The sequence below is a fragment of the uncultured Shewanella sp. genome, from assembly GCF_947497935.1.
Classification (GTDB): domain Bacteria; phylum Pseudomonadota; class Gammaproteobacteria; order Enterobacterales; family Shewanellaceae; genus Shewanella.
Map to the genome: position 1 here is coordinate 1 of NZ_CANMIO010000034.1, position 21,762 is coordinate 21,762.

At 45.2% G+C, this 21,762-nt stretch carries 20 protein-coding genes; 8 read left to right on the top strand and 12 right to left on the bottom strand.

Annotated elements, in window-relative coordinates:
* The coding region (locus Q1A86_RS20570) for a hypothetical protein (RefSeq protein ID WP_299811177.1) at positions 1-199 on the top strand (199 nt) is incomplete at its 5' end.
* A gap of 241 nt (positions 200-440) precedes the next feature.
* On the opposite strand, the gene metA is transcribed toward Q1A86_RS20570, so the two are convergent.
* Positions 441-1,388: a homoserine O-succinyltransferase gene (metA, locus tag Q1A86_RS20575; protein ID WP_299811178.1), complete on the bottom strand. Its 948-nt coding sequence runs from the start codon at positions 1,386-1,388 to the stop codon at positions 441-443.
* A 73-nt stretch (positions 1,389-1,461) separates the two neighbouring features.
* Positions 1,462-1,863 (bottom strand): YbaY family lipoprotein, encoded by a 402-nt coding sequence (locus tag Q1A86_RS20580; RefSeq protein WP_299811180.1) that lies wholly within the window; start codon positions 1,861-1,863, stop codon positions 1,462-1,464.
* Between the two features lie 243 nt (positions 1,864-2,106).
* Between Q1A86_RS20580 and Q1A86_RS20585 the strand changes: the two genes are divergently transcribed.
* Positions 2,107-2,880: an SDR family oxidoreductase gene (locus Q1A86_RS20585; protein WP_299811182.1), complete on the top strand. Its 774-nt coding sequence runs from the start codon at positions 2,107-2,109 to the stop codon at positions 2,878-2,880.
* 80 nt (positions 2,881-2,960) lie between these two features.
* Here Q1A86_RS20585 and ompW read toward each other — a convergent pair whose 3' ends face one another.
* The 8 genes from ompW to Q1A86_RS20625 form a co-directional block, all read right to left on the bottom strand.
* Positions 2,961-3,608, bottom strand: coding sequence for an outer membrane protein OmpW (gene ompW / locus Q1A86_RS20590; protein WP_299811184.1), 648 nt, complete (start codon positions 3,606-3,608; stop codon positions 2,961-2,963).
* A 505-nt stretch (positions 3,609-4,113) separates the two neighbouring features.
* Positions 4,114-4,818: a class I SAM-dependent methyltransferase gene (locus tag Q1A86_RS20595; RefSeq protein ID WP_299811186.1), complete on the bottom strand. Its 705-nt coding sequence runs from the start codon at positions 4,816-4,818 to the stop codon at positions 4,114-4,116.
* Between the two features lie 133 nt (positions 4,819-4,951).
* Positions 4,952-5,455, bottom strand: a complete 504-nt coding sequence (locus Q1A86_RS20600) for a GNAT family N-acetyltransferase (protein ID WP_299811188.1) — start codon at positions 5,453-5,455, stop codon at positions 4,952-4,954.
* A gap of 271 nt (positions 5,456-5,726) precedes the next feature.
* Positions 5,727-6,449 (bottom strand): hypothetical protein, encoded by a 723-nt coding sequence (locus Q1A86_RS20605; RefSeq protein ID WP_299811190.1) that lies wholly within the window; start codon positions 6,447-6,449, stop codon positions 5,727-5,729.
* 131 nt (positions 6,450-6,580) lie between these two features.
* Entirely contained in the window at positions 6,581-7,195 is a 615-nt protein-coding gene (locus Q1A86_RS20610; RefSeq protein ID WP_299811192.1) for a nucleotidyltransferase family protein, read from the bottom strand.
* A gap of 166 nt (positions 7,196-7,361) precedes the next feature.
* Entirely contained in the window at positions 7,362-7,760 is a 399-nt protein-coding gene (locus Q1A86_RS20615) for a YbaY family lipoprotein (RefSeq protein ID WP_299811194.1), read from the bottom strand.
* A 43-nt stretch (positions 7,761-7,803) separates the two neighbouring features.
* Positions 7,804-8,670 carry an acyl-CoA thioesterase II gene (tesB, locus tag Q1A86_RS20620; RefSeq protein WP_299811196.1) on the bottom strand — a complete coding sequence of 289 codons (867 nt, stop codon included), beginning with the start codon at positions 8,668-8,670 and terminating at the stop codon, positions 7,804-7,806.
* A 67-nt stretch (positions 8,671-8,737) separates the two neighbouring features.
* Complete coding sequence (locus Q1A86_RS20625) at positions 8,738-9,673, bottom strand: SDR family NAD(P)-dependent oxidoreductase (RefSeq protein WP_299811199.1); 936 nt, start codon at positions 9,671-9,673, stop codon at positions 8,738-8,740.
* A 343-nt stretch (positions 9,674-10,016) separates the two neighbouring features.
* Between Q1A86_RS20625 and Q1A86_RS20630 the strand changes: the two genes are divergently transcribed.
* A complete protein-coding gene (locus Q1A86_RS20630; protein ID WP_299811202.1) occupies positions 10,017-10,901 on the top strand; it encodes a 1,4-dihydroxy-2-naphthoate polyprenyltransferase in 885 nt (294 codons plus the stop codon).
* 102 nt (positions 10,902-11,003) lie between these two features.
* Here the strand turns inward: Q1A86_RS20630 and gndA are convergent, their stop codons facing one another.
* Entirely contained in the window at positions 11,004-12,551 is a 1,548-nt protein-coding gene (gene gndA / locus Q1A86_RS20635; RefSeq protein WP_299811205.1) for an NADP-dependent phosphogluconate dehydrogenase, read from the bottom strand.
* 479 nt (positions 12,552-13,030) lie between these two features.
* Complete coding sequence (locus Q1A86_RS20640; RefSeq protein ID WP_299811208.1) at positions 13,031-14,935, bottom strand: propionyl-CoA synthetase; 1,905 nt, start codon at positions 14,933-14,935, stop codon at positions 13,031-13,033.
* 362 nt (positions 14,936-15,297) lie between these two features.
* Between Q1A86_RS20640 and Q1A86_RS20645 the strand changes: the two genes are divergently transcribed.
* The 5 genes from Q1A86_RS20645 to Q1A86_RS20665 form a co-directional block, all read left to right on the top strand.
* On the top strand, positions 15,298-15,696 hold the full coding sequence (locus Q1A86_RS20645) for a MerR family DNA-binding transcriptional regulator (RefSeq protein WP_299811211.1): 399 nt from the start codon (positions 15,298-15,300) through the stop codon (positions 15,694-15,696).
* Positions 15,697-15,827: 131 nt separating this feature from the next.
* Positions 15,828-16,997: an isovaleryl-CoA dehydrogenase gene (locus tag Q1A86_RS20650; protein WP_299811215.1), complete on the top strand. Its 1,170-nt coding sequence runs from the start codon at positions 15,828-15,830 to the stop codon at positions 16,995-16,997.
* A gap of 128 nt (positions 16,998-17,125) precedes the next feature.
* Positions 17,126-18,733, top strand: a complete 1,608-nt coding sequence (locus Q1A86_RS20655; RefSeq protein ID WP_299811218.1) for a carboxyl transferase domain-containing protein — start codon at positions 17,126-17,128, stop codon at positions 18,731-18,733.
* A 74-nt stretch (positions 18,734-18,807) separates the two neighbouring features.
* Positions 18,808-19,689 (top strand): enoyl-CoA hydratase-related protein, encoded by an 882-nt coding sequence (locus tag Q1A86_RS20660; protein WP_299811221.1) that lies wholly within the window; start codon positions 18,808-18,810, stop codon positions 19,687-19,689.
* 1 nt (position 19,690) lies between these two features.
* The coding region (locus Q1A86_RS20665; protein WP_299811224.1) for an acetyl/propionyl/methylcrotonyl-CoA carboxylase subunit alpha at positions 19,691-21,762 on the top strand (2,072 nt) is incomplete at its 3' end.

Consider the following 21,762-nt stretch of genomic DNA (forward strand, 5'->3'; position numbering starts at 1 on the left):
CGTTGAACTAGCCGTTGAACTAGCCGTTGAACTAGCCGTTGAACTAGCCGTTGAACTAGCCGTTGAACTAGCCGTTGAACTAGCCGTTGGACTAGCCGTTGAACTAGCCGTTGAACTAGCCGTTGAACTAGCCGTTGGACTAGCCGTTGGACTAGCCGTTGAACTAGCCGTTGAACTAGCCGTTGAAGTAGCGGCATAAACAATAGCGACCTAGCCTAAACAAACTAAATGAAAGCTAATGATTGAACCTTGAGTATTGCCCTTGCAAATGAAATAAGTGATCAAACAAAAAAGCCGATACGCTATCGCTGCATCGGCTTTCGTGGCTGGAGCAATCATGTCTGATTACCATAAATGGTAAGGTCCTGATGTTGTATCAGGAACACTTACGTCCAATTGCCACGGATGGTATGGCTCTAACGTTGTGCAAGTTTGCCCTGCTACTCGCTCTTCGACTCCCAAGGGGTAATTCCAGTCATATCATCAAGATTATAAGGCGTTAGCTGATAGACATAATAGTTCAGCCAATTACTCACCAGTAAACTACCGTGACTATGCCAACGTGCGATCGGCTCCAGATCCGGATCATCATTTTTAAAGTAGTTTTGCGGTAAGTCAGGCGTTAAACCCTGAGCAAGGTCGCGTAGGTATTCATCTTTCAAGGTCGACTTTTGATATTCGGGATGACCCATCACAAACAGATTTCGATTATTTTTACTGAGTACCATATACGCGCCAGCCTTATCAGACTCGGTCAACACCTCAAGCTCTGGATGCGCGCGGAGTTTGTCAATATCCATCTCTGCAAAACGGGAATGGGGTGCGAAAAACTCATCATCAAAACCACGTAATAGTGGGTAATGCACACTACTACGCTTATGGGAAAAGACCCCTGAGCGCTTGGTTGTTAGCAATGTTCTATTTAAGCCAAATAGATGATAGAGCGCCGCATGGGCTGCCCAACATAAAAACAGAACCGAAGTGACATGTTGCTGCGACCAATCGATAATTTCACGAATATGATCCCAGTAAGAGACGTCTTCAAACTCAATTTGCCCAAGCGGCGCTCCGGTGATGATTAGACCATCGTAGTTTTTCTGGCGCACTTGCTCGAAATCACGATAGAAATTATTCATGTGATCTATCGAGGTATGCTTAGACGCTTTATCGTGAATGCGTAGCAGATCCACATCGACTTGTAGCGGGGTATTACCTAAAAGGCGTAGCAGTTGGGTCTCAGTCTCAATCTTATTGGGCATTAAGTTCAGAATTAATACCTTCATTGGACGAATATCTTGATTGGCAGCCCGAGTTTCGGACATGACAAAGATATTTTCTGACTCCAAGATCTCTGCGGCGGGCAGATCATCGGGAATTTTAACCGGCATAACGCGCCTCTTTCTAATTTTGAGTGACTATCAGAAGAGACGCGCTGGTTAAATTAACTTACAGTCAATTAATTTAACGTGCCACCTTCTGCACTAAAACTGACATTGGCTCACTTGAGTCCAAATCAATTCGATAAGCTTGTGTATTGATAAACATCAATTTGTCATCAAGACTAATGCGTGCCCCTATCGAATAGGTATGGCCGTCTTCAAACTGATCTCTATTAATTAAAAACTGAAAGGGTGTCGGTGTGCTGACGTCATTACGCTCGAATTCTGCAATCACTTCAGCAGGAGCATCTGCGCGAGACACATCCTGAACTTGTACAGTGATGACCGCATCTTCTGGCAGCGCCATACGCTCCTTGTACCAAACCTCACCATGGATCTCCACCACAGCATTTGATGTTGCACAACCCGTCAACATACTTGCTGCTACCACTAAAGGTAATAAAGGCTTAAACCACTGTTTCATATTTACGCTCCTAATAATACATTAAGACTTCTAGAAGTCTATGCGTCCGTACTTGAATTTTATATCAGTTAATTCTTTTCAGCTAAATAAGCTTATAGATTAAAATCTGTTTTACAGATTTATCTGGCTGCTTAAGCAAGAAAGAGCATTCTCACTATCCGTATCACAGCAACAGACAATTAATCTTGTTCTAATACACTTATCTTTCTATGATAAGTTACCTATTCGAAGTCGAATACCCATATGACACAAGCAACTGCAATAATTGTGGGCGCTAGCTCATTTCTTAGCCGTGAAATTGCAAAACAACTTGCAGATGAAGGCGTTGAACTGGCCCTATTAGCACAAGATCCACAATCTCTTATCGAGTTTAGTCAATCCTTGCCCACTAAGGCGCAGGTATTTCCACTGCAAATCGACGAGCCCGATGCCATCATCAGTACCATGAATGCCGTTTGGCAATCCCTTGGTGGCGCTCATCTCATTTTGGTTAATACAGGTCTCACTCACTACGACCCTGAGCTACCTTGGCAACCGGAACAAGATATCATCACGGTTAATGTGCAAGGCTTTTCAGCTATTTGCAATACGGCGTTTAGACTATTTCGCGATCAAGGCTATGGTCAATTAGCTGCGATTAACTCGATTGCAGGACTAAGAGGCGGCCCGAGTGTGGCCTATCATGCATCAAAAGCCTTTGCGCAAAACTATTTCGAAGGTTTAAGCATGCACGCCCAGCGCTTAAAGCTGCCTATCACCATTACCGATATCCAATTAGGTATGTTAGATAAGGCCGCTATGCAGCAAAACCGACTCTGGCTTTCGCCACTGCCAGTCGTGGCAAGTCAAATAATTAAGGCGATGAAAACCGGTAAGCGCAAAGCCTACGTGACAAAACGCTGGCGTCTAGTCGCCTGGTTAACCAAAGGCTTACCTGAGTTTGTCTACAATACGCGCCATTGGAAAACCAAGGCGCAGAAGAAAGCCGAACGCGCTGCGAAGAAAGAGTCGAAGTAACCACTGCAATTGTTTAAGAAATAAAAAAGGAGCCAAACGGCTCCTTTTTTCTGGGTAGGACTTGTCCGACTATGTTTGAATTAGAAAGTGTAACCGACACTAATCATGTAAACCCAAGGGTCGATATCTGTTTCAACTTTTTGAGGAGCATCACCTAGGTTAAACTTAACGTCAGTACTGATCTGTGCGTACCAAACAGAGGCATTAATTAACCAGCTTTCATTGATTTGATAGTCTAGACCCACCTGCGCAGCAAGACCCCAAGAGTTCGACATGCTTAAATCAGTCAATGCACCTTCTAAGTCGTTGGTAAATTCATTATCGAAGAAGTTGGTAAAGTTAACACCAGCGCCAATATAGGGACGAAGTTTCGAATGCGCATCACCGAAATAGTACTGTGCAACAAGAGTTGGCGGAAGGTGCTTAGTCTCTGCAATCTTACCAAGCTCACCCAATGTAATGTCATGAGAAAATGGAGTAGCAGCTAACAGCTCGATACCGATATTGTCAGTCAGCATATAGCCAAAATTCAGGCCCAATTGAGTATCATCACTAACACCAAACTCAGCTACGTCAGCAACAATAGGGCTAGATTCATTCGGGGCTACTACCGCAACACCGGCACGGACGATAATATCGCCAGCTTGGTGAGCTAATGCAGAAGAGGTAAAACCAGTTGTTAGAAGGGCGGTGGCAATTAAGCTAGAAACGATTTTTTTATTCATCATACTACTCCATTAATACAACATATAGCGCTGTCTTTATTATCAATTTCCTTACATTTGCGTACATCCTGACAGATCGACCTTTGATGAGATTTGATCTAAATCAATGTCGAGACCAAATACCCACTTCGAGATAGCTCAAAAATGATCCGGATCACACTTACTAAACATACATTGAAGTCGCAGCTTTGATTTTCGTGATAAATACACGCATTGCTCACTAATTGATCCCATGTATAAATTATAAAAACAATCAGGGACTAACATATTGACAACCTTTCTCTTGCAGCAAGCTAGAATCGATAGAGAGGGTTTACGGATCGGAAAGCAGAAAGGAGCTTCAAAAATAATTGGCTGCTGGTAAATATGGAGTCATGGGCAAGTTTCTCACCAAGACTAAAGCGCTGAGATTAAACGCTCGAATTTAATGACTATAATATGAGTACGATTATATTAGTATTGATGCTTGATGCTTGATGCTTGATGCTTGATGCTTGATGCTTGAGCATTAGAACAACTTGCGACATTTTACGAAGATAAAGTTGGGATTTTTAGACAAATAATCATAATGTTTCATCGAGATCTGTTTTACTTGCTCCGACACCTGCCCCTCAGAGACTTGAGTCACTGCCAGAGAATTCGTCGTAATCGCATCCATAATCTCCGTTAATGAACGACGATAAAACATCACATCGACAGGCTGGCCCACCGTATCCCACACCTCTTTAACCAATTCACGTTCAAAGTAGTTCCCCGAATGTGAACACTCAAAGTCGGCAAATGGATGATGAGTAGAAAACACCATATAGCCTCCCGGCTTCAACACCCTATAGACTTCTTTAAACAGCGCTGGTAAGTCTTCAATATAATGAATCACCAGCGGACAGATAATCACATCTGTAGTATTTGATACCTCTTTAGGAAGACCATTAGATAAGTCTTGCGAGTACGCCATGACTCTATCGCCAAATTTGCTGTTCACTATCGCGACCATCTGCTCAGAAACATCGAAACAGGTTACTTTTGCAGCCCCTTGCTCTATTAAAAATTGGGGATAAACACCTGTTCCGCAACCAAGATCCAATATATCGAGCCCGTTCATATCATCTAGCATGGCTTGCAATGACGGCCTTTCTAGATGAGCGTTATAAACGTTATCTTGAACTGCTAAATCATATTCTTGCGCATGCTTTGAATACATATCAGATTTCATATATCACTCTAACTCTATTAGCAGTATGAGACGTTAAATAAGTATAGGCTTAGCGGAGCTAAACCTAAGTGTCTTGCTTTATACATTGAATTGCTTAAGCACTCATTCAGCAAGCGTTTAATTAACGTTGAGATTAAGAGAGCTGATACTCATAAAAGGTGACAGGTCCCTCGGCAGCGCTTGGCGCAAACCCGAGTTTAACTAATAATCTACACGAAGCCTGGTTGTTTGGAGCAACACCAGCGATTAACTTAGTCCAGCTCTGCGTTTGAATAACTTGTTTAATGAAGCCACTTAGCAATTCGCTCGCTAAGCCCTGCCCCCAATAGTTCTCTCCCAGCAAGTAACCGATATGGGCGTCACCTTCATTTTCAATATAGACAAATACAAAACCTATGATGAAATCTGTATGGTGCAGTTTGACAGCAAACAAGTGACTTTCAGACATCATGCGTTCAAGCCAGCGTGCTGCATCGACTTGAGAATCGATATCATGAAAATACGTTGGGAGACTTTCAACAACTTGTGCTGTCAGCAATTCAGGAATGCGACGTAGTAGCTCAAATCGTTCACATTGAGCTGTCTCGGTGAAAATTTCAGAAACGTCTAATCTCGAAGTTGTAAATAATAGCGCCATATTAAGCCTGTTAAATCACTTTTAATGAGCCCTGTGATGAACCCTGCTATACACGCAGAACCTTTTTCTTTGCAGAAGCTCTAGTGCCAGATGCAATAAGGAGCTTATCAAAATCTTATGGGGGTTGATAACCGACCATAGGTAAGTCGCTATAGCGTAATCACCTTGGGTCAACGAACACTTCACTCGACACAAAAAAGGCTGTGTTTACAGCCCTTTTTGTTATTGATTTAATAGCGTATTTTTTAATATCGCACAGTTTAGTAACGCATCAACTGGAGTATTTGTGGGAGATGGGATCGGTAATAACAATCGTGTCGCCTCGGAGCATATAGTTACCACCATGCAAATCCATCACCCCATGTTCATCTACAAAGCTGAGCACATCAAATAGCGTTTTTAGTAGTTCTTCATGATCATCAATAATCTGATCGTCTATCACTACTGGCTTGCGCTCATTCGAGCTCATATAAAAATGAGGCCGTGGTTCTTGGATCTGCTCCACAAATTCATCGGCACTTTGAACCTGGTCGGTAAAGGGCTTTTCTGGGTCGGAAAATGGCAAGGTCATGGTGCGCAAGGTTCCCCAGAGTTTGCCAAAGTCATAATCATGAAAATGGCTTGGACGGGTGGGCTCTTGACCGTCATCAGTAATGTCTTTAAGTCGCTCCATCACATAAAAACGTATCACTCGACCGCTACAGAGCTCAACTGTGTCTTCACGATGTATAGTGGGAACATGGGGATTGTCTTGGTTTTCAGGGCGCATGCACCAACGGGCAAACAGGTAGTAACCATCAATCTTACTGTTGCATAGTTTGACCACCTTGTCTGGCTCTCCGGGCAGTTCATACACCTCGGCGTAGATACCAGTAGCGATCAAATCAAGCTCAGTAAACCGCTCCAGATATATCGATACATCATCAACTCGATGGATCTCCTCCGCGTCAGCTAACTCTTTAATCTCTTTTATCGCATCAAGATATGGATCCATCGATTAAAACCACCATTTACAGCAAGAACAAATTGAGAAGTCCTATGGCAAGCGATACAACAAGTCTAATAAGGAAACCGACATCGTCTCCGTAATCATGGCTACTGCATTAACAATTCTTGCTCATAAGTTCAGCACTGGTCATTATCTCGCAGCTTAGGGTAGCTTTGCAACCACCCCTTCAGTCTCAGCCTCTGCTCAAACAACGCTTGCTTGGCTTTGGGGTTATGTTGCAGTGACAAATCAAACAGGCAGCTTAAATCAAACGGACTATGCAAGGCCAATCCAGCAGATTCTATTGAGTCAACTGATGTTGAAAAAGCTGCTAACTGACAACTCACCCCAACAGCGGTTTGCTTTTCAGGCCAATAACTCATGGCATCGAGGCTAGACGCATACTGTTGATGCTGGTTACGCAGATGCATTCTTGCTTGATTCTTAACTGACCATGGGTAAATAGGCGCGACTCGATTTAGCTCGGCTTCAATTTCGGAATCTCTACTAGCAGAGATGTCATTGGGATCAAAATAAATGAAATCGATATCATTCAGTTCAGTTTGAATATTGTGCAGTTTGTCCCAAACTAAATTTCTAACAAACCCCGCCGCCAGCATCCAATCATTGAGCTTAAGTTGCTCGGCGATTAGCAGTGCTTTGAGTCGATAGTCATCTTCGAGTAACCACAGCTTTATTTGAGTTTGAAAGCCATTTCCTTCGATTAAATACTCATCGTTTTTTTGAACCATGCTTTTTCCTAGCAAAATGAATTTTCCAGCAGGCTTACTCTAACTGGCTTAATTTCTAACAGGCTTAATTTCTAACAGGCTTAGCTTCTAACTGGATTTGTTCCAAAAGCCGACTTAATTCAGGCAATAAAAAAGGAGCCTAAGCTCCTTGTACGATAATGATGATTTAAGGGGCTGCAACAGCCTTCATCAACACCTCAGTAGTGTATTTATTATTGTTGATCACCGGAAAGCGATCATAGGTTTGAAATATCACTCGCCCTTGATATTGGATCATTGCCACAACACCGTAATTGATGCTGTGATCTATGCTATCAGCGGGAAGCAAGAACTTAAATGGCACTGGCGCTCTAACAATATTAAAGTTCTTCTGCGCCACAATCACACCCGGCGTATCTAAATCGATAATAGCAATAGTAATGGCGCTTCCTTGAGGAAGAGGTAACTTTTCTAAGTAACCTGCGGCACCATTAACAATGACAGGCGGCTTCTCTTCTACGGTCACACAAGCCGTCAATACCAACATACATAAGAGTACGATGCTTTTCTTCATTAATGAGATCATAATTCTAATCCTGAGTATCAAATATAAACTTGGCTAACACTTGCTATGACTGCTTTGTCATACGGATGAGGCCTTCCTGGGTGGCAGATGCCACCAGCTCACCTTGCTGATTAAAGAATTGCCCTCTTACAAAACCACGTCCACAGCTGGCATTAGGACTGTCTATGCTATACAAAATCCACTGACTGAAATCGAACGGACGGTGGAACCACATTGCATGATCGATCGTCGCCATTCGCATACCCGGCGTCAAAAATGATACCCCATGCGGCTGAGCAGCCGTCACCAAAAAGTTAAAGTCAGAGGCATAGGCGAGCAAATAGTCATGCACACAGAAATTATCAGGCAACTGACCATTGGCGCGGATCCACACATGACGAATAGGCTCTCTGGCTTTAGGGGCGATGGGATCTGTTGGATTGACTAGGCGCATCTCAATCGGCGTGTCTGCCATAAACTTCTCAAGCACTCTCGATGGCACCTTGTCCCTAAGAGTCATGGCTAACTCTTGTTGGTTCAGCAGACCTTCAGGCCCCGGTACATCAGGCATAGCCGCTTGATGTTCATAACCCTCTTCCGCAGTCTGAAAAGAACAGGTCATGTAAAAAATAGGCCGACCTTTTTGAATCGCTTTGACTCTTCGCGCGCTAAAACTTCCGCCGTCACGCATGATTTCAACGTCATAGACGATTGGCAACTTCTCATCACCTGCACGTAAAAAATAAGAGTGTAAAGAGTGCACCTTGCGATCTGGACTCACAGTACGCTTCGCCGCGCTTAAAGCTTGCCCCATGACTTGACCGCCAAACACATGGCCAAAACCTAGATCTTGGCTCTGGCCACGAAACAGTCCCTCTTCGATCTGCTCTAAAGAAAGTAACGCTAAAAGATCATCTAATACTTGGCTCATTACAACCTAAAAAAATCAGCTAATTATGGCCGTAAGCTTAACTCAAGATCCCCTAACCTCGCCAGTTTTACTCTAAATCGATACGGCGTTGATTTGCCGATGCCTTTGCCCAAGCAAGTACCTGAGCCTCTCCACTTCGATGAGCGGTAACCGGATTTGCATGGTAGATCTCATGCCAACGCTCGGTGATGACCTCAGGCGTACACTCCTCGGCTTTAAACCGACCGGGAGAAAATTCGACTAAGGCCGCATGACTTATTCCTCCGGCTGCGGCGAGTAGATGCTCCCCCGAAGGGCTTTTGGAGCTACAAAGGTACAGCATGGTGGCGGTAACGGTTGTTTTTGAGAACAGCGGTTTCACCGTAGATGCTAAATGAGATGCCGTCATAGATGTAACGGCATGTGGAATGATGCTATTGACCTTAATGCCGTGTTCTGCTCCCTCAAGGTGTAGACTGTTAACCAGCCCCATCACCGCCATCTTACTGGCGCTAAAACTGGTTTCATACATGTCACCATAGATGGAACTTGCACTACTCATCACAACCCTCCCATAGCCTTGACGCTTCATCAAAGGCCAGACGGCTTGGGTCATATAGAAGGTGCCATTAAGATCCACATCTAACTGATGCTTCCAATTCGACGCACTCATCTGCTCGAATGCACAGGGGTTATGAATGCCAGCATTGTTGATTAAGATATCGACTCGGCCCCAGCTCTGCACCACGTCATCAATCATAGTATTGATGTCATCATTGTTAATGACATCCAATGTAAAAGACTTAAACTCTCCCCCCAGATCTGTTATCGCCTTTCCACAGGATTTCAAACCTGAATTAAGCTCTAAATTTAACATCGAGTTTGGGTTAACATCCTTTGTTTGAGCCATTTCGTTATCCACTAAAACGACTCTTGCTCCTCGTTCAGCTAAAGCGATGGCATAAGCTCTCCCCAAGCCTGATGCTGCACCTGTAACGATGGCGACCTGCCCCTCAAAACGCATAGCTTTCGATCCCTAAGCAAGTTTGTTTACTAAAAATGTAGTCGCTGGCAGTTGAGGCTGCGGCCTCATATTTCCAAAGCGAGAATGACAGCGCACATTCTTAATGTTCACTTTAAAGATGTAATATTGCATACACATGAGCCTAACAGGTGTGCGCTAGTTCAAAAATATTCAATGAACTAAACCGAAAAACGATAATGCTAAGCAAAGTGTTAAGCTGACCACTTTTGCTGCAATAAAATCCACTTTTTTGAAGTTGTTAAATTTGCTATGCTAGCGCCAATTCATTTTAATCTTTATGTCATCCTGCTTTGATGTAAACCTCTGTAAGTAAATATAAACCATGAATCCTTGGATACTTGCCATACGCCCTCGCACCTTACCTGCGGCGATTGGCCCACTGTTGGTTGGTAACGTGCTCGCACTGCAACTTGAGCAATTCAGCCTATTCATTGCAGCTGTTTCAATGCTTTGTGCTCTGCTACTGCAAATAGCCGTTAACTTAGCTAACGACTATTTCGACTTTAAGAGTGGTGTCGATACCGAAGAGCGCCTAGGGCCAGTACGCGTTACCCAGAGTGGTATGCTGACTCCAACAGCTGTGCGTAATGCCATGATCTTATGCTTAGTATTGGCATTGCTCGTTGGCTCTTTTCTTATCTACCATGGTGGTTTACCGATTGCCTTCTTAGCAGCAGCGGCTGTTCTTGGCGCGCTCGGTTATAGCGGTGGTCCTTACCCGTTAGCTTCCCATGGGTTAGGTGAAGTCGCAGCATTTGTGTTCTTTGGTCTTGTCGCCGTTGTAGGAAGTTACTTTTTACAGGCTGGTGAAACGGCAACCAATGCATGGCTACTAGGCAGCGCTATCGGCTTTCTAAACGCGGCGATTATGTTAGTGAATAACACCCGTGATATGGAAACCGATATTAAAGCAGGTAAAAAGACCCTAGCAGTACGCATCGGCCTTGAGCAGTCGCGCATCTTCTATCAAAGTTTTCTGTACTTGCCATTTGCCATTATTACCGCAGGCTTTTTAATGGGAGCCTTACCCGGCTTACCTGTGCTATTCGCGGGGCTGGCATTCATTATGGCCAGAACCTTATGTCGTGATTTTAATGAAGTTAAAGGTGCAGCTCTCAACCCGTTACTTGGGCGTACAGCCAAACTAACCATGATTTTCAGCGTACTGTTCAGTGTAGGCCTGCTGGTCGATGTAATGATGGCCTAATCCCTTACGTTAACTCGTATCTTTACAACCAGACTCGATTACAAAAAAGCCTATCAATTTGATAGGCTTTTTTAATGCGTGAAACAGGTGATAAAGCGTGAGCTACACCTTATGTAAGGCCCGATCACCACTCCAGTTTAAGTGGTACTTCTCACCTGCTGGCTTATCTGTTCGCTCAAAGGTATGGGCTCCGAAGAAGTCACGTTGGCCTTGTAGCAAACTCGCAGGCAAAGTTTCGCAGCGATAACTGTCGTAATAGGCCAAAGCAGAACCGATACAAGGAGCCGGAATACCACTCATTACGGCTGACGATACCGCTAAACGCCAATCATTCTGTTTATCTGACAAGGCGTCAGAGAAAGTATCAGCCATCAACAAGTTTTCTAGCTCCGCATTTTGTTGATAAGCCTGCGTGATCGACTGCAAGAAGGTAGCTCGGATAATACAACCTGCACGCCAAATCTTGGCAATTTCAGCAAAATCTAGCTGCCAACCTTGCTCTTTGGCTTGCATTGCCATCAGCTGAAAGCCTTGAGCATAACAAGACACTTTGGCGCAATAGAGTGCATTTTCAAGCTGGTCGATAAATGTCTGCTTTTCAGAGTCGGTCACCATGGCTAATAGCGCTGCGCTTGGTCCTGATAACAGTTGGCTAAGTTGTTGCCTTTGTGTTTTTTGAGTACTCACTGCGCGGGCATAAACCGCTTCAGCAATGGTCGGAGCGGGACAGCCAATCTGTAAGCTGCTGACTGCCGTCCAAAGGCCTGTACCTTTTTGCCCCGCTTTATCTAAAATCATTTCAACAAGTGGCGCTCCCGTTAATGGGTCGGCCTGTTTCAGCACATCGGCGCTGATCTCCATCAAATAGCTATTTAAGCTACCTTGATTCCAGCGCTCAAATACGTCGCCCACTTCAGCAGGGCTTAAGCCTAAACCTTGGCTCAACAATTGGTATGCTTCGCAAATAAGCTGCATATCAGCATACTCAATGCCGTTATGCACCATCTTCACATAATGACCAGAACCTGCAGGACCAATATAAGTGGTGCAAGGCTCGCCATCGATTACCGGGTTACCAGGTTCAAAACGTTCAATCGGTAGGCCTGTTTTAGCATCGACTTTAGCGGCAATCGCTTGCCATATTGGCTCAATTCGATTCCAAGCGCTTAAGCTACCACTTGGCATCAAAGACGGGCCAAAACGGGCGCCGACTTCACCACCTGAAACCGCGCAGCTAAAGAAGGCAAAATCTTTGCTATAACGCTGCTCACGCTCAATGGTGTCAGTCCACAAACTGTTACCGGTATCGATAACGATATCGTCGCTTTCAATACCCGCTTCTATCAGTGACTGACATACGCCATCGACTGGTGCTCCCGCAGGAACAGACAGTAACAGTACTCGTGGCTTTTCTAATTTAGATAACATTTCAGAAAGATTGTTACAGCCTAAGATCCGCGGCTCAGTGACTTGCTTTAGGTATTGTTTACGCTCATGTTCTTCTTGCTGTACAGTGTCTTGCACCTTAAGTTCATCAAGATCAAACGCAGCGACTTTATACTGGTTATCGGCTATATTCAGCGCAAGGTTCTTACCCATTACACCTAGGCCGATGACACCGATATCATAAAGCTGATTTTGGTTATTCATGTAGATTAGTTCCGTAGGTCACAGAGAATTACCCATCTATTATTTTTTATAAGCAACAATAAAATATTCACTTAACGAGATGATGGGTTTAATTTTGTTAGCGATTATACAGACTTTGGTAACTTAATTACTAGATAAAGGCTAACGAGTTAACAAATCATCTTAATCGCTTTAATCTAGTTCAAAAACAAAAAAGCCGAAACCTACGTTTCAGCTTTTGTCTACATTTACAGTTTAAGCAGAGCAATTCGCAGCAGTAAACTAATACTAATCAGCATAATGCTTTAATGAGCTATGGATTTTCTGTAGTGAAAGTCTCACTCAGCAACATCATACCCATAACGGCATAAATACCGACCTACACAAGATACAGCTATCGTAGCTCAATAGATCTGTCTTTGCTGTTTCAGCTTGTATCGTCTCTGCCTTCCCTAGGACCTAGAACCATCTCTTCCTAGAACCTTGCTGTTACCTTCTAGCTATACATGCGCATCGGCATAGCCCATTCGGGTCAAAGTGTTACGCACTATGTCGAGTGTGGCTGGATCTTCGATAGTTGCTGGTACATTGTAACTTTGGTTATCAGCAATATTACGCATGGTGCCACGCAGGATTTTTCCACTACGCGTTTTAGGTAGTTTCTGCACCGCACTCACCAGCCTAAAGGATGCCACAGGGCCTATTTCTTGGCGTACTAAACTCATGAGTTGCTGGTTAAGTTCATCATCATTAAGGGTTACCCCTTTCTTTAGTACCACCAGACCTAACGGCACCTGACCTTTGAGCACATCTTTAACCCCAATAACCGCCGCTTCCGCAACTGCATCATGCTGACAAAGTACCTCTTCAAAGCGACCTGTCGAGAGGCGATGCCCTGCTACATTTATAATGTCATCGATGCGACTCATTATGTATAAGTAGCCATCTTCATCTTTATACCCCGCATCGCCTGTTAAGTAATATCCAGGGTACATGGAAAGGTAACTATCTTGATATCGTTTTTCGTTTTGCCATAAGGTGGTTAAGGTCCCCGGTGGCAGTGGCAGTTTAATGACTACATTACCCGACTCATTCGCAGCAACTTCATCGCCCATGACATCAACAACGTCAATTTGATAACCGGGCACCGCTAACGCAGGCGACCCCGCCTTAACCTCGACTGGGGCGTAACCCATCAAGTTTGCCGCCACTGGCCAGCCAGTTTCAGTTTGCCACCAATGATCTATAACAGGCTTATTGAGTTTATCTTCGGTCCAATGCAGCGTATCGGGGTCGCAGCGCTCCCCTGCCAAGAATACATTTTTCAAACAGCTTAAATCGACCCCCTGTAAATACTCCCCATTGGGATCATCTCGTTTAATGGCACGAATAGCCGTTGGTGCCGTAAAAAAACTCTTCACTTTATATTTAGCGATCGTACGCCAAAAGGCTCCCGGATCGGGGGTACCTATAGGCTTTCCTTCATACAGTATGCTGGTTGCACCGACTAATAACGGCCCATAAACAATATAAGAGTGACCCACCACCCAGCCCACATCTGATGCGGCCCAAAATGCATCGCCGGCATTAATGTCGTAGATATGTTTCATCGACCAAGCGAGGGCCACGGCATGGCCACCGTTGTCACGTACCACGCCTTTTGGTTGTCCAGTGGTGCCCGAGGTATACAGAATATAAAGCGGGTCTGTTGCATCGAGCGGCTGACAATCAATGTTCGGTGCCGTTACCACTGCACTTTGCCAATCTATATCCCTTCCAGGCAACAACTCCGCTTCTAGCTGACTTCTGTTTAACACTAGGCAAGTTTCCACCTTATGCACTGCTTGCTCTAGTGCTTCATCGAGCAGAGGCTTATAAGCAATAACCCCCGATGGTTCAATGCCGCAGGAGGCAGAAAGAATGAGTTTAGGCTTGGCATCATTGATGCGGGTGGCGAGTTCATTTGCCGCGAAACCACCAAACACCACGGAGTGAATTGCACCAATACGGGCACAAGCCAACATCGCAAACGCTGTCTCTGGGACCATAGGCATATAGATCACCACTCGGTCACCCTTTTTAACGCCAATAGAGTCCATGTAACCTGCAAGTCTACTCACCTGAGCCTGTAGCTCTCTATATGAGATCCCGTATTCACAGTCTGTCACAGGACTGACGTATTGAAGTGCAATTTGATCGCCTCTTCCCGCGTTAACATGTCGGTCGACGGCGTTATAGCAAGTGTTCATCTGGCCGCCTTTAAACCAGTGATAAAATGGCGCGTCGCTATCATCAAGCACTTTATCCCATGGAGTAATCCAATCTATTTCTTTGGCAGATTGAGCCCAGAATGTCTCAGGTTCGTTAATTGATCTGGCATGCAATTGTTGATTTTTATTTTTCACAATTCTGACTCCACTTTGCTAGCACTCGACCATATTTTGCCTAGGTCATGAGCGATTTCCGTTCTTTTAATGCTTAACCGCATTATGCGCTGGCGATTAATAAATCCCCATTAGACCTTAGAATGAGTAAGTGAATAACAAGTTGACGTGCGACAGAAAGCTCAAAAGCCACACCTAACACGCTGTTTAAATAAGAATTAAGCTCAATCAAAGATGTGTTAAAAGACCATACCCAGCCGTCATTTAAAACCTGTGGCAAGCGCGATTGACATGAAAACAGCATTAACTAATAGAGGCAAACTTTACCTTTACGTAAACTTCATATATCGTGCAGTAAATGTAAACAATTATGGTGTTACTTGATGGTGGAAGCTCAACTCTCACAAACAACATACTCAATAAGTGATTTATCAAAAGAGTTTGATATCACCACTCGAAGTATTCGTTTCTATGAAGACCAAGGTCTTCTAAAACCTAAGCGCCGTGGGCAAACACGGATCTACAGTCTAAAAGACAGAGTCAGACTTAAACTTATTCTTCGTGGTAAACGTCTAGGTTTTTCATTGGCTGAAACTAGACGCTTATTCGAGCTTTACGATGCAGATAAAAATAGTAGTAGTCAACTGCACACCATGCTTGAGCTAGTGGAAGAGAAAAAAGTCTCACTACAGCAACAAATGGATGACATTAAAGTGGTACTGATGGAGCTTAATTCCGCAGAACAGCAATGCCGTGACGCGCTACAAAACAACGCCCAATAAAGGGCTTTTTTGTATCGCCATTCCCTGTATTGCAATTAATTGAGTAACCCAATAACGATAAAATAAATTGATAAGTATCACGGCATAGATCAGTGGACTTAACTTAAACAAAATTGACAGGACACAAGCAAATGACTCAACTCTACACATCTCTAAACTTTGGTCTCGGCGAAGACGTCGATATGCTGCGCGATGCGGTGCAAAACTTCGCAGCAAATGAAATCGCCCCTATCGCGGCCAAAACAGATCTCGACAACGCTTTCCCTAATGAGCTGTGGCCAGTACTTGGCGATATGGGGCTACTGGGCGTAACCGTATCTGAGGAGTATGGTGGAGCTGAAATGGGTTACCTCGCCCATGTCGTCGCTATGGAGGAGATCTCTCGTGCCTCTGCATCAATTGGCTTAAGCTATGGCGCCCACTCTAACCTATGCGTTAATCAAATTAACCGTAACGGTAACAGTGAGCAAAAAGCCAAATACTTGCCAAAGCTTATCACTGGCGAACACATTGGTGCGCTAGCGATGAGCGAACCCAATGCAGGCTCTGATGTCGTTTCAATGAAACTGCATGCCCGTAAAGAAGGTGACAGATATATCCTCAACGGCAACAAGATGTGGATCACTAATGGCCCCGATGCCCATACCTATGTTATTTACGCTAAAACCGATCTCGACAAAGGTGCCCATGGCATCACCGCATTTATTGTTGAGCGTGGTTACAAAGGCTTTAGCACGGCGCAGAAGCTAGACAAGCTGGGGATGCGCGGCTCAAACACCTGTGAGTTGGTATTTGAAGATTGTGAAGTCCCAGAAGAAAATATTCTTGGCGGACTAAACAATGGCGTACAAGTGCTGATGAGTGGTCTGGATTACGAGCGAGTCGTGCTCTCTGGCGGCCCGCTTGGGATCATGACCGCTTGTATGGATATTGTGGTGCCCTACATTCACGAGCGTGAGCAGTTTGGTAAATCAATCGGCCAGTTCCAGCTAGTTCAAGGCAAGCTTGCCGATATGTACACCGGCATGAACGCCGCAAAATCTTATATCTACAACGTGGCGAAATCTTGCGATCGCGGCGAAACCACCCGTAAGGACGCCGCTGGTGCCATTCTCTATTCAGCAGAACTAGCCACTAAGATGGCGCTCGATGCGATTCAGCTTCTTGGCGGTAATGGCTATGTAAACGAGTACGCAACAGGTCGCCTGCTACGCGATGCCAAGTTGTATGAAATCGGTGCTGGTACCTCTGAAATTCGCCGCATGCTAATTGGCCGCGAGCTATTTAACGAATCAAAGTAACGCTTACTCAGATCGGAATCGAGTCAGGCCTGCAACAACAGGCCACCCCTAAAGATTAACACTTAGGGTCGACAGTCGGGCAATCACTTAGGTTGCCCTCCTATTTCTGCTTCAAAAGGATTGAAATTGTGACGCAACTTAGCAGCCGTATTAATGCTCGCAGCGATGAATTCAAAGCAAAATTTGATGACATGGCCACGGTCGTTCAAGACTTAAAAATAAAACTACATCAAATTGAACAAGGCGGCGGAGAAGTCGCTCGCGAACGTCACCTTTCTCGAGGGAAATTACTACCGCGCCAGCGAGTTGAAAAACTGTTGGATCCAGGCTCTCCCTTTTTAGAAATATCTCAATTTGCAGCCTATGAGCTTTATGAAGATGTGGTACCTGCTGCTGGTGTCATTGCAGGTATTGGCCGTGTAAGTGGTGTCGAGTGCATGATTATCGCCAACGATGCCACCGTAAAAGGCGGCACTTATTATCCCGTCACCGTAAAGAAACATCTGCGGGCACAAGATATTGCCAGTCGTTGTCATCTCCCTTGTATCTATCTCGTTGACTCAGGCGGCGCTAACCTCCCCCGCCAGGACGAAGTTTTCCCAGATAGAGATCATTTCGGGCGCATTTTCTATAACCAAGCGCAAATGTCAGCCAAAGGTATTCCACAAATTGCCGTGGTAATGGGGCTTTGTACCGCAGGTGGAGCCTACGTTCCAGCTATGGCTGACGAGTCTATTATCGTTAAAGAGCAAGGCACCATCTTCTTGGCTGGCCCTCCACTCGTAAAAGCAGCAACTGGCGAAGAGGTTACGGCTGAAGAGCTTGGCGGCGCAGAGGTGCACACCAAAATATCCGGCGTAGCGGATCATATGGCGCAGAACGATGAACATGCGCTTGAGCTTGCTCGTAAAGCAGTGACTCGTCTTAATCATCAAAAGGAAATTCGTGCCCAACTAAGCCCAGCTCAACCACCCAAATTTGATATCAACGAGCTTTACGGCATCGTGGGTACCGATCTAAAGAAACCATTCGATGTTAAAGAGGTGATTGCGCGCCTAGTGGATGAGTCAGACTTCGATGAATTTAAGGCTAACTATGGCAATACCTTAGTCTGCGGTTTTGCCCGAATTCATGGCTACCCTGTTGGAATTGTGGCTAACAACGGCATCTTGTTCTCAGAGTCTGCGCAAAAAGGCGCTCACTTTATTGAACTGTGTTGTCAGCGCAAGATCCCGCTTTTGTTCCTACAAAATATCACTGGCTTTATGGTGGGTAAAAAGTACGAGCATGAAGGCATAGCTAAACACGGCGCTAAGATGGTGACTGCAGTGTCGTGCGCTAACGTACCTAAATTCACTGTGATTATTGGTGGCAGTTATGGCGCGGGTAACTATGGTATGTGCGGCCGCGCATTCGAGCCGACCATGATGTGGATGTGGCCCAACGCCCGCATATCAGTGATGGGCGGCGAGCAAGCCGCAGGCGTATTAGCCACAGTTAAACGTGACGGATTATCCCGTAAAGGCGTGGAATGGTCTGCAGAAGAAGAACAAGATTTCCGTCAGCCGATTGTCGATAAGTATGAGCAGGAGGGACACCCTTACCACGCCAGTGCCCGTTTATGGGATGACGGCATTATCGACCCAGCGCAAACCCGTGATGTTGTTGCTTTAGCCCTTTCTGCGGCGTTAAACGCGCCAATTGAAGACACTAAGTTTGGTGTATTCCGTATGTAATCGCTAAGCGCTATTGCAAACAGATCATCAATATAGCTAACACCATGATTCAATAACAAAATGGATCGACAACAATGAATAATTCAGTCACCAGCCAAACAGAACAACTGGCTCAGCAATTACAATTTGTAAACTGCTCAGTCGATGGCGGCATAGGGCAAATGGTGCTTGACCGCAGCGACAAACACAACGCCTTCGATGAAGTGATGATTAGCGAGATGATCCAAGTGCTGGAACACTTTGCGACTAATCAGCAGTGCCAAGTCTTAGTGCTTAAAGCCAACGGTAAAAACTTCAGTGCGGGGGCCGATCTTAACTGGATGCGCAAGCAAGCCAAGATGGATTTTGAGCAAAACTTAACAGACGCCAATGAGCTTGCAAAGTTGATGTCTGTGCTCGATAAATTCCCCAAGCCAACGATTACCTTAGTGCAAGGCGCAGCCTTTGGCGGCGCACTGGGCCTTATTTGCTGCAGTGATATCGCCATTGCCAATGAGCGCGCCAGCTTTTGCCTAAGCGAAGTCAAACTGGGACTTATCCCAGCGGTTATTAGCCCTTATGTAACCCGTGCGATGGGCCAACGCGCAGCGCGCCGTTATATGCTTACCGCCGAGCGCTTTGATGTGAAAAAGGCGCTTGAGTTGCACATTATCCATGAAGTGAATGACGATCTCGACGCAGCAGCGCAGCCTATTATTGCGTCGCTGCTGAGTAACAGCCCCCAAGGTATGGCATGGGCTAAATCACTACTTTCTACTCTAGAAAACGGTGAAATAAATCAAAGCACCTTAGATCATACCAGTGAGCGTATTGCCCGAATCCGCGTATCAGATGAAGGCCAAGAAGGGCTTAATGCCTTTTTTGAAAAACGCCCACCACAATGGACGACAACCACAGACTTTAACGCTGCAACAAAAAATAATAACCAAAACGCCAGCGGGCAAGGAGCCAAATAACATGTTCACTAAATTGCTAATTGCCAATCGCGGCGAAATTGCTTGCCGGATCATCGATACAGCCAAGGCTATGGGCGTACGCACCGTGGCTTTATATTCTGATGCCGATACTAACGCTCGCCATGTAACCATGGCTGATGAAGCCTTTTATTTGGGCGGCAGCGCCCCTGCTGACTCATATCTAAAAAGCGATTTAATTATCGAGATTGCCAAGCAGTCTGGCGCGCAGGCGATTCATCCAGGTTACGGTTTTTTATCTGAAAACGCCGAGTTTGCCCTTAAATGCGAACAAGCCAATATCGCCTTTGTCGGCCCGAGTGCAGCAGCAATTGACTCTATGGGCAGTAAAAGTGCCGCCAAAGAGATTATGGGCGCAGCCAACGTACCATTGGTTCCAGGTTATCACGGCGATGCGCAAGATGATGACTTGCTGGTTGCTGAGGCCAACAAAATGGGCTTCCCACTACTGATAAAAGCGGCCTTTGGCGGTGGTGGTAAAGGTATGCGTATTGTTGAAAGTAGCAACGAAGTGCTTGAGGCTATTCATTCAGCAAGGCGTGAAGCCATTAGCTCTTTTGGTAACGACAAGCTGTTAATGGAGCGCTACCTACGCCAACCTCGCCATGTGGAAGTACAAGTTTTTGCCGACAGCCATGGCGAGTGTATTTACCTGTCTGACCGTGATTGCTCGATTCAACGCCGTCATCAAAAAGTGGTTGAAGAAGCGCCCGCTCCTGGTTTAAGTGATGCCCTAAGAGTGAAAATGGGTGAAGCAGCGGTTGCTGCAGCCAAAGCGATTAATTATGAAGGCGCGGGTACGGTTGAGTTTTTATTAGATACCGATGACAGCTTCTACTTTATGGAGATGAATACTCGTTTGCAGGTAGAGCACCCAGTAACTGAGCTGGTAACAGGCCAAGACCTAGTCAAATGGCAATTGATGGTGGCTAGCGGTAGCGAGTTGCCGCTTAAACAAGATGAAGTAAAGATCACAGGTCATGCCTTTGAAGCCCGTATTTACGCCGAAGATCCGCAAAATGACTTTTTACCCGCCAGCGGTAAGCTCGACTTTTTACGTGAGCCTGCACAGAGCCAATTTGTACGTATCGACTCAGGTGTACGCGAAAATGATGTGATCAGTAACTTTTACGACCCAATGATCTCCAAGCTTATCACTTGGGATGAATCACGCCCGCGCGCGCTGCAGCGTTTAGTACATGCCTTAGATGACTATCAAATCAGTGGCCTTAAACACAATATTGAATTCTTAGCCAATATTGCCAAGCACACGGCTTTTAGCGATGCCAAGTTTAGCACCGACTTTATCGAACGCTATGGCGATTCACTATTAACACCAGCAGCTGATGCAACAGACTCTAATAGCAGCAATGTAGCATTAAGTTTAGCGGCGCTTTATCAGTTATGTGCCCGTAAGAAACAAGCTCAAATGGCAGCCCATACCAGCCATGATCCCTACTCGCCATGGCATCAAAATAATGGATTTAGGCTCAACAGTGCAAGTCAGCATCAAGTGGCCTTATTAGATGATAACCATGAGATCAATCACCTTGATTTAATCGAGACGCAAGTTGCTGGTCAGTCCCAATATCAGCTGCAGCTTGATGATGGCTTATTCACCCTATCAGGTAAGCTGATTGGTGAAATGCTCCATGCTGAAATTTCGGGTGACATTTCGCATATGAGTGAGCCAATGGTTAAAAGCAACGGCCATAAAATCAAAGTTCCAGTTAGCCAAGTTGGCGATGATTTCACCCTGTTTATCGACTCGAAAAGCTATCACTACCGCGCACTGCTATCAGAAGTGATTGAAGAGCAAGATAACCTTGAAGATAAGCTTAAAGCGCCAATGAACGGCACCATTGTGACTCAACTTGTCGCTGTGGGTGATTGCGTAAAAGCCGGCCAAGGCATTATGGTGATGGAAGCCATGAAGATGGAATACACAATAGAAAGCCCATTTGACGGCATCGTCAGTGCATTTTTCTTCGAGTCTGGCGAATTAGTCAGTGATGGAGAGTTGCTAGCAGAAGTTGAGGCGAAAGCTGATACTTG

What these genes read in the sequence shown, in the direction of transcription:
- metA (WP_299811178.1), bottom strand. Translation starts at nt 1,388, where the DNA reads ATGCCGGTTAAAATTCCCGATGATCTGCCCGCCGCAGAGATCTTGGAG.
- Q1A86_RS20580 (WP_299811180.1), bottom strand. Translation starts at nt 1,863, where the DNA reads ATGAAACAGTGGTTTAAGCCTTTATTACCTTTAGTGGTAGCAGCAAGT.
- Q1A86_RS20585 (WP_299811182.1), top strand. Translation starts at nt 2,107, where the DNA reads ATGACACAAGCAACTGCAATAATTGTGGGCGCTAGCTCATTTCTTAGC.
- ompW (WP_299811184.1), bottom strand. Translation starts at nt 3,608, where the DNA reads ATGATGAATAAAAAAATCGTTTCTAGCTTAATTGCCACCGCCCTTCTA.
- Q1A86_RS20595 (WP_299811186.1), bottom strand. Translation starts at nt 4,818, where the DNA reads ATGAAATCTGATATGTATTCAAAGCATGCGCAAGAATATGATTTAGCA.
- Q1A86_RS20600 (WP_299811188.1), bottom strand. Translation starts at nt 5,455, where the DNA reads ATGGCGCTATTATTTACAACTTCGAGATTAGACGTTTCTGAAATTTTC.
- Q1A86_RS20605 (WP_299811190.1), bottom strand. Translation starts at nt 6,449, where the DNA reads ATGGATCCATATCTTGATGCGATAAAAGAGATTAAAGAGTTAGCTGAC.
- Q1A86_RS20610 (WP_299811192.1), bottom strand. Translation starts at nt 7,195, where the DNA reads ATGGTTCAAAAAAACGATGAGTATTTAATCGAAGGAAATGGCTTTCAA.
- Q1A86_RS20615 (WP_299811194.1), bottom strand. Translation starts at nt 7,760, where the DNA reads ATGATCTCATTAATGAAGAAAAGCATCGTACTCTTATGTATGTTGGTA.
- tesB (WP_299811196.1), bottom strand. Translation starts at nt 8,670, where the DNA reads ATGAGCCAAGTATTAGATGATCTTTTAGCGTTACTTTCTTTAGAGCAG.
- Q1A86_RS20625 (WP_299811199.1), bottom strand. Translation starts at nt 9,673, where the DNA reads ATGCGTTTTGAGGGGCAGGTCGCCATCGTTACAGGTGCAGCATCAGGC.
- Q1A86_RS20630 (WP_299811202.1), top strand. Translation starts at nt 10,017, where the DNA reads ATGAATCCTTGGATACTTGCCATACGCCCTCGCACCTTACCTGCGGCG.
- gndA (WP_299811205.1), bottom strand. Translation starts at nt 12,551, where the DNA reads ATGAATAACCAAAATCAGCTTTATGATATCGGTGTCATCGGCCTAGGT.
- Q1A86_RS20645 (WP_299811211.1), top strand. Translation starts at nt 15,298, where the DNA reads ATGGTGGAAGCTCAACTCTCACAAACAACATACTCAATAAGTGATTTA.
- Q1A86_RS20650 (WP_299811215.1), top strand. Translation starts at nt 15,828, where the DNA reads ATGACTCAACTCTACACATCTCTAAACTTTGGTCTCGGCGAAGACGTC.
- Q1A86_RS20660 (WP_299811221.1), top strand. Translation starts at nt 18,808, where the DNA reads ATGAATAATTCAGTCACCAGCCAAACAGAACAACTGGCTCAGCAATTA.